This window comes from Streptomyces sp. NBC_00704 (assembly GCF_036226605.1).
In the GTDB taxonomy this organism is placed as follows: Bacteria; Actinomycetota; Actinomycetes; order Streptomycetales; family Streptomycetaceae; genus Streptomyces.
In genome coordinates this window covers 596,935-608,849 of sequence record NZ_CP109000.1, presented here as the reverse complement: position 1 = coordinate 608,849, position 11,915 = coordinate 596,935, and the positions used below count along the sequence as shown (strand labels likewise).

Annotated in this window: 9 protein-coding genes; 7 read left to right on the top strand and 2 right to left on the bottom strand. The window is 73.5% G+C overall.

Translation table 11 applies throughout. From position 1 onward, the window contains the following. Positions 1-91: 91 nt before the first annotated feature. Entirely contained in the window at positions 92-1,069 is a 978-nt protein-coding gene (locus tag OG802_RS02530) for an ATP-grasp domain-containing protein (protein ID WP_329406724.1), read from the top strand. Here OG802_RS02530 and OG802_RS02525 read toward each other — a convergent pair. After that, the gene (locus tag OG802_RS02525) at positions 1,053-3,074 is read right to left on the bottom strand and encodes a PAS domain S-box protein (RefSeq protein WP_329406722.1); all 2,022 of its coding nucleotides are present in this window, start codon (positions 3,072-3,074) and stop codon (positions 1,053-1,055) included. The two genes, OG802_RS02530 and OG802_RS02525, sit on opposite strands and share 17 nt — an antisense overlap. A 225-nt stretch (positions 3,075-3,299) precedes the next feature. On the opposite strand from OG802_RS02525, the gene OG802_RS02520 reads away from it, so the two are divergent. Together OG802_RS02520 and OG802_RS02515 are read left to right on the top strand one after the other, a co-directional pair. Continuing rightward, positions 3,300-5,687, top strand: a complete 2,388-nt coding sequence (locus OG802_RS02520; protein ID WP_443055170.1) for an ATP-binding cassette domain-containing protein — start codon at positions 3,300-3,302, stop codon at positions 5,685-5,687. A gap of 224 nt (positions 5,688-5,911) precedes the next feature. Beyond that, on the top strand, positions 5,912-6,772 hold the full coding sequence (locus tag OG802_RS02515) for a fructosamine kinase family protein (RefSeq protein ID WP_329406718.1): 861 nt from the start codon (positions 5,912-5,914) through the stop codon (positions 6,770-6,772). Positions 6,773-6,879: 107 nt separating this feature from the next. On the opposite strand, the gene OG802_RS02510 is transcribed toward OG802_RS02515, so the two are convergent. Beyond that, the gene (locus OG802_RS02510; RefSeq protein ID WP_329406715.1) at positions 6,880-7,245 is read right to left on the bottom strand and encodes a DUF6479 family protein; all 366 of its coding nucleotides are present in this window, start codon (positions 7,243-7,245) and stop codon (positions 6,880-6,882) included. A 127-nt stretch (positions 7,246-7,372) separates the two neighbouring features. On the opposite strand from OG802_RS02510, the gene OG802_RS02505 reads away from it, so the two are divergent. From OG802_RS02505 to OG802_RS02490, 4 genes are all read left to right on the top strand, one after another. Continuing rightward, on the top strand, positions 7,373-7,747 hold the full coding sequence (locus tag OG802_RS02505) for a ferredoxin (protein ID WP_329406713.1): 375 nt from the start codon (positions 7,373-7,375) through the stop codon (positions 7,745-7,747). Between the two features lie 186 nt (positions 7,748-7,933). Beyond that, positions 7,934-9,112, top strand: coding sequence for an acyl-CoA dehydrogenase family protein (locus OG802_RS02500; protein ID WP_329406710.1), 1,179 nt, complete (start codon positions 7,934-7,936; stop codon positions 9,110-9,112). A 9-nt stretch (positions 9,113-9,121) separates the two neighbouring features. Then, positions 9,122-9,967, top strand: a complete 846-nt coding sequence (locus OG802_RS02495; protein WP_329406708.1) for an oxygenase MpaB family protein — start codon at positions 9,122-9,124, stop codon at positions 9,965-9,967. A 211-nt stretch (positions 9,968-10,178) separates the two neighbouring features. After that, on the top strand, positions 10,179-11,864 hold the full coding sequence (locus OG802_RS02490; protein WP_443055169.1) for an FAD-dependent oxidoreductase: 1,686 nt from the start codon (positions 10,179-10,181) through the stop codon (positions 11,862-11,864). Positions 11,865-11,915 lie beyond the last annotated feature (51 nt).

The following is an 11,915-nucleotide window of genomic DNA, read 5'->3' as shown; positions in this document are numbered from 1 at the left end:
CCCACGCGACAGGCACCATCCGTGACACCGCTCGGGCCGCGCGTGGGCCGCCCGCGGTACGAGCGCGCGTCGAGAGCCCCTGGAGGCCGCTGTGTCCCGACCGTGCATCGCCCTGATCGCCGACCCCACCTCGCCCGAAGGCTGCCGTGAGTACCTCGCCGACGCCGTGGAACTGCTCACCGGCGCACCGCCCGTCCGGGTCGACTCCCACCACTTCGCGACCGGCGGGACCGGCCGCGGCGTCCGGCACGGGAACCGCTTACGCCTTCAGGTTCCCGAGCAGCGGCTGGACTTCGTGCCCGACGTCGTCCTGCTCTACGAGATCCCGCCGCACCACCGCCGTGCGCTCGCCGGGTTCCAGCGGCTCCTGGAGAGCCACGGCGTGGTGACCCTCGCCGCCGGCCCGGACGCGTGGCGGACCGCCACCGAGAAGAACCTGACCGTCGAACGCTTCCGGCGGGACGGCGTCGCCCAGATGGAGACCGCGGTGCTGTCGCGGCCCTCCCCGAGGGAGGCGGCCGACGTGTTCGAGCGCCTCGGCCGCGACACCTGGGCCAGGCCCGTCGTCGGCACCGGCGGCAACGACACCTTCCACGTCGACACCCCCGAGCGGCTGGAGCGCGCGGCCGCCTACTACGCGGAACGCGGCACCGACTGGCTCCTGTCCCGTGACGCGGGCAACATCACCGCCGACGGCCTGCGCCACCAGTTCCGCGTGTTCGTCCTGGGCGACCGGGTCGTGCACGCCCGCGAGCATGTGCAGCCCGCCACCGACACCCCCTGCAACACCTGCCAGGGCGCCACCGCCGTCCACCTCGCCCCGCCGGACCTCCCGCCCCGGCTCGCCGAACTCGCCGTCGCCGCCACCGCGTCCGTGGGTCTGCCCTTCGCCGGCGTGGACCTCGCCGCGGAGAACGGCGGGGTCGTCTTCGAGGTCAACGTGCAGCCCGCCTTCGTCGACGGCGAACGCGAACTGCACGCCGTGGCCGTGCCCTACGTCCAGGCGCACCTGAACGCCCTGTCGCGTACCCGCGGCGGTCCGCGCCGGGGGCTCACAGCCTCAGCGTGAACCAGGTCGTCTTGCCCTCGTCCGTCGGCCGCACCCCCCAGTCGGCGGCGAGGGCCCGGACCAGGATCAGACCGCGGCCCGACTCCTCGTCCTCGACCGCCGTGCGCGGCTGGGGCGGCTGCGGACTGCGGTCGCTGACCTCCACCGTGAGGTCGGTGGCCGTGCGGTGCAGATGCACGCCCACCGGGCCCTCGGCGTGCTGGACGGCGTTGGTCAGCGTCTCCGACAGCAGCAGGAGCGCGTCGTCGGCGCTGTCCGCGCAGTCCCACCCGGTCAGCGCCGCACGCAGAAAGGCACGCCCCTGCGGCACGGAGGCCGGGGCGGCCGGGAGGTGCGTCGTGACGGCGGCCAGCGGCGCGGCCGGCAGCTGCGCCAGCAGCAGGGTGACGTCGTCGTTGTGACCGTCGGCGTCCGGCAGCAGACCCGCCAGGACATGGTCCGCCGCGGCCTCCAGACACGGCGTGCCGACGAACAACTGGCCCAGCAGGTCCGTCAGTTCGTCGATGCGCACTTCGATGTCGCTGCCCGGGGTCTCGATGAGGCCGTCCGTGTACAGCACGAGCGTGGCCCCCGGCGGTATCTCCGAACTGGACTGCTCGTACACCACGTCGCCCACCCCGAGCGGGGTGTTGACCGGGCAGGACAGCTGGCTGATGCCCTCGCCGACCCCGGCGACCAGCACCGGCAGATGCCCCGCAGAGCACACCGTCACCGTGCCCGCGTCCGGCGCGATCACCAGATAGCAGCAGGTGACGAGCTGGTCGGGGACGTCCAGGTCGGCGACGCAGGTGTCCAGGGCCCGCATCAGCTGCCGCGGCTGCATCCCGGTCTTCGCCAGGGCGTGCGCGGCCGACCTCAGCTGCCCCATGACGGCGGCCGCCTCCAGCCCGCGGCCCATGACGTCGCCTATCAGCACGCCCACCCGGTCGGCGCCGAGCGGAATCAGGTCGAACCAGTCGCCGCCCACCCCGGCGCCCTGGGTGGCGGGCCGGTAGCGGCTCGCGGTGGCCAGACCGGGCAGCGCCGGCGGCGTGCCCATCAGGCTGCGCTGGAGGGTCAGCGCGATGTGCCGCTGCTGCTCGTACAGGACGGTCAGCTCGGCCTCCGCGCGCTTGCGGTCACTGATGTCGCGCACGATGGCGCAGGCGCCGGCCACCCTGCCGTGGGTGTCCCTGGTCGGCCACAGCGTGACGTCCACGTCCAGCAGCGCCCCGGACTTGGTCAACCGCAGCGTCTCGTAGTGCTCCACCTTCTCCGCGTGCCGCAGCCGCTTGAGCAGCTCGCGCACCTCGCCCCGCAGCTCCGGCGGGGCCAGCACCGAGACGTGCCGGCCGATGGCCTCGTCGGCGGTGTAGCCGTACAGGCGCTGTGCGGCCGCGTTCCAGTAGGTGATGTACCCGTCGAGGGTCTTGGCGAGGATCGCGTCCTGCGACGACTCCACCAGCGCGGCCAGCTCGTTGATGCGCGCCTCGGCCGCCTTGCGGTCGCTGACGTCGCGCACCGCCGCCGACACGAGCAGCCCCTCCGCGGTCTCCAGCGGACTCAGACTGATCTCGACGGGAAACTCGGTGCCGTCCTTGCGCAGCCCGTGCAGTTCGAGCCCGGCGCCCATGGGACGCACCTGGCGGTTGGCCGTGTACCCGCGCCGGTGCGCGGTGTGCTGGTGGTGGAAGCGGTGCGGGATCAGCAACTCGACGGGACAGCCGAGCAGTTCCTCGCGACCGTGCCCGAACAGCGCCTCCGTCTGGGCGTTGACGAGTTTGATGATGCCCGTGTCGTCGACGATGACCATCGCGTCCGGCGCCGCCTCCAGCAGCCCCCGGAACCGTTCCTCGGCCCCGCCGAGCGCGTCGTCCGGCGCTCCCGCCGGGCCGCCGCACCGTTTCTGCCCGTCCTTCCCCGGCCCGTCCTTCTTCCCGTCCTGCCTGACGTTCTGCTTCGCTGCGCCCGCCCCCGCCCCCGTACCCGTGCGCCGCGCCGGTTCCGCCCGCATCACCTCGGCCATGTGCCACCTCATCCCGCACGACGAATCAGGCCATCCCAGCGCCTTCGCGCCGCCCCCGCTCCGCGTTGTCGTTTACTGTCCAGGGCCTGTCCGAACATGAACGCCGCCGAACCGATCACGTTTGGAGAAGCGCCGGCCCCGGTGGCCCGGCTAGCGTGGCGTCGAACGCGACGAGCCGGGCGACGCCGACACGGACCGGGCGGTCCGCGCGACGGATGGAGAGAGATGAGCATGGCCCACAGGACGCAGTCACAGCCGCCCGAGCCGCATGCCGCCGACAGTCACGACCTGATCCGCGTGCACGGGGCGCGCGAGAACAACCTCAAGGACGTCAGCATCGAGATCCCCAAGCGCCGGCTGACGGTGTTCACCGGGGTGTCCGGCTCGGGCAAGAGCTCGCTGGTGTTCGACACGATCGCCGCGGAGTCGCAGCGGCTGATCAACGAGACCTACAGCGCCTTCGTGCAGGGCTTCATGCCGAACCTGGCGCGCCCCGAGGTCGACGTGCTCGACGGGCTGACGACCGCGATCATCGTCGACCAGCAGCGGCTGGGCACCGACCCGCGCTCCACCGTGGGCACGGCCACCGACGCCAACGCGATGCTGCGCATCCTGTTCAGCCGGCTCGCGCAGCCGCACATCGGACCGCCCACCGCGTACTCCTTCAACACCGCCTCCGTACGGGCGAGCGGCGCGATCACCGTGGAGCGCGGCAACAAGAAGGCGGTGAAGGCGACCTACACGCGCACCGGCGGCATGTGCCCGCGCTGCGAGGGCCGCGGCACGGTCTCCGACATCGACATCACCCAGCTCTACGACGCCGGCAAGTCCCTCAACGAGGGCGCGCTCACGATCCCCGGCTACAGCATGGAGGGCTGGTACGGCCGGATCTTCTCCGGCTGCGGCTTCTTCGACCCGGACAAGCCGATCAACAGGTTCACCAAGCGGGAACTGCACGACCTGCTCCACAAGGAGCCCACCAAAATCAAGGTTGACGGGATCAACCTGACGTACGAAGGCCTCATCCCGAAGATCCAGAAGTCCATGCTGTCCAAGGACATCGACGCGCTCCAGCCGCACGTCCGCGCCTTCGTCGAGCGGGCGACGACGTTCTCCGTGTGCCCCGAGTGCGAGGGCACCCGGCTGAGCGAGGGCGCCCGGTCGTCGAAGATCGGCGGCGTCAGCATCGCCGACGCCTGCGCGATGCAGATCACGGACCTGGCCGAGTGGGTCCGGGGGCTCGACGATCCGTCGGTCGCGCCCCTGCTCACCGCGCTCCAGCACTCCCTCGACTCGTTCGCGGAGATCGGCCTCGGCTACCTCTCGCTCGACCGCCCCTCGGGCACGCTCTCGGGCGGCGAGGCCCAGCGCGTCAAGATGATCCGCCACCTCGGCTCCTCGCTCACCGACGTCACCTACGTCTTCGACGAGCCCACCACCGGTCTGCACCCGCACGACATCAGCCGGATGAACGACCTGCTGCTGCGGCTGCGCGACAAGGGCAACACGGTGCTCGTCGTGGAGCACAAGCCGCAGACGATCGCGATCGCCGACCACGTCGTCGACCTCGGCCCCGGCGCCGGCACGGCGGGCGGCAGCGTCTGTTTTGAGGGCACGGTCGAGGGACTGCGGGCCGGCGACACCATCACCGGCCGCCACCTCGACGACCGTGCCGCCGTCAAGGAGACGGTGCGCAAGCCCACCGGCGTGCTGGAGATCCGGGGCGCGTCCGCGCACAACCTGCGCGACGTGGACGTCGACATCCCGCTGGGCGTGCTGGTGGTCGTCACCGGCGTGGCCGGCTCGGGCAAGAGCTCGCTCGTACACGGCTCGGTGCCGCCCGGCGAGGGCGTGGTCTCGGTCGACCAGGGGGCGATCCGCGGCTCGCGGCGCAGCAACCCCGCCACGTACACCGGGCTGCTCGACCCGATCCGCAAGGCCTTCGCCAAGGCCAACGGGGTCAAGCCGGCGCTGTTCAGCGCCAACTCGGAGGGCGCCTGTCCCACCTGCAACGGCGTCGGCGTCGTCTTCACGGACCTGGCGATGATGGCGGGCGTCGCCACCACCTGCGAGGAGTGCGAGGGCAGGCGGTACCAGGCGTCCGTCCTGGAGTACCGCCTCGGCGGGCGCGACATCAGCGAGGTGCTCGCGATGCCGGTCTCGGAGGCCGAGGAGTTCTTCGGCGCGGGCGAGGCGAGCACTCCGGCGGCGCACCGCGTCCTGACCCGGCTGGCCGACGTCGGCCTCGGCTACCTGAGCCTGGGCCAGCCGCTCACCACGCTGTCCGGCGGCGAGCGCCAGCGGCTCAAGCTGGCCACCCACATGGCGGAGAAGGGCGGCGTGTACGTCCTGGACGAGCCGACCACCGGCCTCCACCTCGCCGACGTGGAACAGCTGCTCGGCCTGCTGGACCGGCTGGTCGACTCGGGCAAGTCGGTCATCGTCGTCGAGCACCACCCGGCGGTCATGGCGCACGCCGACTGGATCGTCGACCTCGGCCCCGGCGCGGGTCACGACGGCGGCCGGATCGTCTTCGAGGGCACGCCGGCCGACCTCGTCGCCGCCCGCTCCACCCTCACCGGCGAGCACCTCGCGGCATACGTCGGCGCCTGACCGGCCGGCCGCCGGACCGCCGGACCGCCTGACCGGCCGGCCGCCTGACCGCCGGACCGCCTGACCGGCCGGCCGCCTGACCGGCCGGTCGGCTGCCCGGCCGGTCGGCTGCCCGATGCCCCCCCGTGCACCGCCCGCGCCGTGCGTAGGCTGGCCGTCATGTCAGCGTGTCCCGCCCCGTCCGCCCGGTGTGCGTCCGGCCGTACGCCGGGGGAGGTCCTCGGATGAGGGTGCCTCCTTCCGGTCCCGGCGCGGCCGCCGCCCGGTACGCCGGGGCGGCGCCCCGGCGCGAGCGGTCGCTGTCCGGGACGCTGACGGAGGTCGTCCTCGACGACGGGCGCGTGGTGATGGTCAAGCGGGGCGAGGATCCCGGCGCGACCGGGGCCGAGGCGGCCGGGCTGCGCTGGCTGGCCGCCGCCGGGTCCGTCCGCGTCCCGGCCGTGCACGGGCACGACGACCGCTGGCTGGTGACCGACCGCGTGGCGACCGGCGCCCCGGACGCCGCGGCCGCCCGCCGCCTGGGCCGGGACCTTGCGGCCCTGCACGCCGCCGGTGCTCCGGCGTTCGGCGCGGCCCCGCCGGGAGGCCTCCGCGACGCCTACGTCGGCCGGGCCCCGATGCGCAACGTGACCGGCGACGACTGGCCGGTCTGGTACGCGGAGGAGCGCGTGCTGCCGTACGCCCGCGCGGCAGCCGAAGCGGGCACGCTCGGCCCGGCCGAGGCGTCCCGGATCGAGCGCCTGTGTCTGCGTCTGCCGGAGCTGGCCGGGCCGTCCGAACTGCCCGCCCGCCTGCACGGCGACCTGTGGAACGGCAACGTGCTGTGGGGCGCGGACGGCGACGTCCGCCTCATCGACCCGGCCGCCCACGGCGGTCACCGGGAGACGGACCTGGCGATGCTGCTCCTGTTCGGCTGCCCCCACCTGGACCAGGTGCTGGCCGGCTACCAGCAGCAGTCGCCGCTCGCCGACGGGTGGCGCGGGCGCGTCGGCCTGCACCAGCTCTTCCCCCTGCTCGTGCACGCCGTGCTGTTCGGGCGCCCGTACGCGGAGCAGGCCCTCGCGGTGGCCGAAGCGGCCCGGTGAGGGCCGCTTCGCATCGCACACGCCGCAGGGGAACGGGCAGGGTGCGACCGGCGTGAGGTGTGACGGGCGCGGGGGCGTGAATCCGCGCGGTGTTCAGCGTGGGTCGCTCAGTGCGCGCCCAGACCGCCGCCGCCGAACGAGCCGCTGCTGCCCCGGCTCCAGCGCGGCCGTTTCTTGTCCGTGCTCGCCCGGGTCTGCATGTTGGTCAACTCGTACGGGGTGAGGGGACGGCCGCCCTCCGCCGTCCGGGGCACCTCGTCGGGTTCCCGGTTCTCGCGGATCTCGTGCACGGCGCCGCCCGGCGGGAGGTGCGGCTGTTCCTCGGGGCGCGGCCGTGCCGACTCGCGCGACTTGACGCGGGCGCCCAGCCAGAAGCCGCCGCCGAGCACGGCGAGCAGGGCCATTCCGACCACGAACAGCCCGAGACTGAGCAGGCCGCTCGCGGCGGCCAGCTGTTGGCTTGCGGTAGTCATACCAGCTGAATACCCGGAGAAAACGGGACGAACCGCCCCAGGAGGATCGACGGAGGGCCGACGGAGGGCTGACGGCCCCGGAGGCGCCCCCGGGTTTGGCGGCGGGCCTCCCGGCTACCCGCCCCCTGTGACTACGACGACATCCCAACAGGAGCTGTTCCGGTTCCTGGAGGACCGCTTCGCGTGCGCCCAGGCGTGCACCGAGTGCGCGCGCGCCAGCGCGCTGCGCGCGAGCCTCGTGGATCCGGACGGCAGAGAGCATCACGAACTGGTGCGGCGCAAGGGCATCATGTGCGCCGAGGTCTGCGACGCCACCTGCCGCGTGCTGTCCGAGGAGAGCGCGACGGACGAGGCCGGCATCCGTGCCCAGCTGGAATGGTGCCGGACGGTCTGCCTGGAGAGCGCGCACGTCTTCGACCGCCAGCCGGGCGCCGAGGACAGCGCGGCCGCCTGTCGCGCCTGCGCCCAGGCCTGCACCGACTTCATCGCGACCCTGCGCTGAGCCCGGGAGCGCGGGATGCGGCCCGCACCGGAACGGCCGGGCCGCATCCGCGCCCGCCGCTCCCCTTCTCCGCTTCGCGCGCCCCTCGGCATTCCCGATGGCATTCCCCATGGCATTCCCAATTTCTGGAACACGTTCTACGGTGTGCGCCGTCAGGACACCGGCCTTGGGAAGCCAGGAGGCGCCGTGCACCTCGACCACACGCCCGAACAACTGCGGTTGCGCACCGAACTGCGGTCCTACTTCGCCGAGTTGGTGCCGGACAACGCCTACGCCCGGCACGCCGACCCGGTCGCCGCCAAACGGTTCTACCGCAGGACCGTCCGGCGCCTCGGCGAGGACGGCTGGCTCGGCGTCGGCTGGCCGAAGGAGTACGGCGGGCGCGGCCTCACGCCCGTCGAGCAGTTCGTCTTCTTCGACGAGGCCGCCCAGGCCGGCGTACCGCTGCCCCTCATGGCCCTGAACACCGTCGGACCGACGATCATGCGCTACGGCACGGACGAGCAGAAGTCGTACTTCCTGCCCAGGATCCTGGCCGGGGAGATCGACTTCGCCATCGGCTACAGCGAGCCCGACGCGGGCACCGACCTGGCCGCGCTCAGAACGCGCGCGGTGCGCGAGGGGGACGAGTACGTCGTCAACGGCCAGAAGATCTGGACGACCAACGGCGACACCGCGGACTGGGTGTGGCTCGCCGTGCGCACCGATCCCGAGGCTCCGCCGCACAGGGGCATCACCATGCTCCTGGTGCCGACCACCGACCCCGGCTACTCCTGCACCGTCATCCGCACGCTCGCCTCGCACGACACCACCGCCAGCTACTACGAGAACATCCGCGTGCCCGTCTCGCGGCGGGTGGGCGCCGAGAACCAGGGCTGGCGGCTGATCACCAACCAGCTCAACCACGAACGCGTCACCCTCGCCGCGCACGGCACGATGGCGATCCGCGCGCTGCACGACGTCCAGCGCTGGGCGGCCGGGACCAAGCTCGCCGACGGCAGCCGGGTGGTCGACCTGCCCTGGGTGCGCCGGCGGCTGGCCCAGACCCATGTGAAACTCGACGCGCTCAAGCTCCTCAACTGGCAGATGGTCGGCGCCCTCCAGAACGGCACCCTCACCCCGCAGGACGCCTCGGCCGTCAAGGTCTACGGCTCCGAGGCCCGCCGCGACGCCTACGGCTGGCTGATGGAGGTCGTCGCGGCGCCCGGCGCGCTCCAGGAGGGCTCGGCGGGCGCCGTCCTGCACGGCGAGCTCGAACGCGGCTACCGGTCCGCCGTGATCTTCACCTTCGGCGGCGGCAACAACGAGATCCAGCGGGAGATCATTTCCTGGATCGGCCTGGGGATGCCGCGGGTGCGGCGTTAGCCTTCCCGTATGACGGCCGACCCGGGGCTGTTCGGCCCGACGAGCGTGACCTGGCAGACGCACGGCGACCCGATGATGTGGGTCGCCGGGATCCGGGCGCTCTACCTCCAGGCGCTCCACCCGCGGGCCGTGCGCGGCGTCATGCAGAACTCCGACTTCCGGCGGGACGCGTGGGGCCGGCTGATGCGCACCGCCGACTTCGTCGGCACCACCACCTACGGCACCGCCGAGGCCGCCGAGAAGGCGGGCGCCCGCGTCCGCCGGATCCACCGCCTGCTCACCGCCACCGACCCGGACACCGGGGAGACCTACGGAGTCGGCGAACCCGCACTGCTGCTGTGGGTGCACTGTGCCGAGATCGACTCCTATCTGCACGTCCTGCGCCGTTCCGGCTACCCGCTGTCCGACGCGGCCGCCGACCGCTACATCGGCGAACACCGCGTCAGCGCCCGCCTGGTGGGGCTCGATCCGGACACCCTGCCCGGCGACCGGGCCGCGATGGAGGCCTACTTCGAGAAGGTGCGCCCCGAACTCGCCGCCGGAGCCGAGGCGCGCGCGGTGGACGACTTCCTGCTCCGCCCGCCGACCCACCCGCTGCTGGTGCCCGCACGCGCCCTGCTGTGGCGGCGCGTCGCGGATCTGGCGTACGCCTCACTGCCGCCGTACGCGCACGAGCTGTACGGCAGACGCGCCCCCGAACCCGCCGTCGTCACCCGGCGGTTGCGGACCGCCGGGGCCGTGCTGCGTCGCGTTCCCGCACGTCTGCGCTGGCGGCTCCCGCCCCGGCACATCCTGCGGGCCATGGCCCGCCTTGGCCCCGAAGCCCGCCCGGCCCCGGACAAGGTCCGGCCGTAGGCCGCCCCGCCGGACGGACGGGCAGGCCGGACGGGCCGCACGAGCCGGACGGGCCGATGAGCCGCACGGGCCGGGGGAGCCACATGAGCCGGGCGGGCCGCACCGGCCGGGGGAGTGGCGGTCCGCGCCCCCGGCTCGAAGGGACGCCGTTCCCCGCGCGGGCCCGGAACGGCCTCTGGCGGACCTTGATCGCCCCGTGCTAGCAAGAACCATGCCAGCACACGAGGGACACACGGGACACACGGGGCAGCCGGGACAGCCGGGCCGTCAGGGACCATCCGGGCAGCCCGGGCACCAGGCGCACGCGGGATCCGAGGGGCAGGCGGGGCCCGGGAGGGTGCGCTCCTACGACGTCGTCGTCGTGGGCGGCGGCCACAACGGCCTGGTCGCGGCCGCCTACCTGGCGAGGGCCGGGCGGTCGGTGCTGGTGCTGGAGCGGCTGGACCACACCGGCGGCGCCGCCGTCTCCACCCGGCCGTTCGCCGGGGTCGACGCCCGGCTGTCGAGGTACTCGTACCTGGTGAGCCTGCTCCCGTCGAAGATCGTGCGGGACCTGGGGCTGCGTTTCCGGGTACGCGGCCGCACGATCTCCTCGTACTCGCCCGTGGAGCGTGCGGGGCGGGCCACCGGGCTCCTGGTGGGCGGGGGCGAGGAGCGCACCCGTGAGGCGTTCGCGCGGCTCACGGGCGGCGAGCGCGAGTACGCGGCCTGGGAGCGTTTCTACGGCATGACCGGACGCCTCGCCCGGCGGGTCTTCCCCACGCTCACCGAGCCGCTGCCCACCCGTGAGGAACTGCGCCGCACGGTCGACGACGAGGAGGCCTGGCGGACCGTCTTCGAGGAGCCGATCGGCACGGCCGTCGAGGAGCGCTTCGCGGACGACCTCGTGCGGGGCGTGGTCCTCACCGACGCGCTCATCGGCACCTTCGCCGACGCCCACGACCCCTCCCTGCGGCAGAACCGCTGCTTCCTCTACCACGTCATCGGCGGCGGCACCGGCGCCTGGGACGTGCCGGTGGGCGGGATGGGCGCCCTCACCGACGCCCTGGCCGACGCCGCCCGGGACGCGGGCGCGGTCCTCGCCACCGGACACGAGGCCGTACGGATCGACACGGACGGCCGCAGCGCCGAGGTGGCCTACCGCAGTGCCGACGGCGAGGGCGTCGTCGCCGCCCGGCACGTCCTGGTGAACGCCTCCCCGCAGACGCTGGCGGCCCTCACCGGCGACGAGCCGCCCGCCCCCGCGGAGGGCGCCCAGTTGAAGGTGAACATGCTGCTCACGCGGCTGCCGAGGCTGCGCGACAGCTCCGTCGACCCGCGGGAGGCGTTCGCCGGGACCTTCCACATCGCCGAGGGGTACGAGCAGCTCGCCGCCGCCCACGCCCAGGCCGCCGCCGGTGAGCCGCCGGCCGCCCCGCCCTCCGAGATCTACTGCCACTCGCTGACCGATCCGAGCATCCTGGGCCCGGACCTGGCCGCCTCGGGGCACCACACGCTGACGCTGTTCGGGCTGCACACCCCGGCCCGGCTCTTCCGCGCGGACAACGACGGCGTGCGCGAGGAGCTGCTGAGGTCGACCCTGGCCCTGCTCGACGCGCATCTGGCCGAGCCCCTCGCCGACTGCCTGGCCCTCGACGCCGACGGCCGCCCCTGCATCGAGGCGAGGACCCCGCTGGACCTGGAGCGCGACCTCGGGCTCCCCGGCGGCAACATCTTCCACCGGGAGCTGTCCTGGCCCTACGCGCAGGACGGCGCGGGCCGCTGGGGCGTGGAGACCCGGCACGGCAACGTGCTGCTGTGCGGGGCGGGGGCCGTGCGCGGGGGAGGGGTGAGCGGGGTGCCGGGGCACAACGCGGCGATGGCGGTGCTGGAGGCCGCGGGGAACCCGGACGCCTGAATCTGACGGTCTATCAGAAAAGGTCTTCCGTCGTCCGCTCCGCTGCGGCAT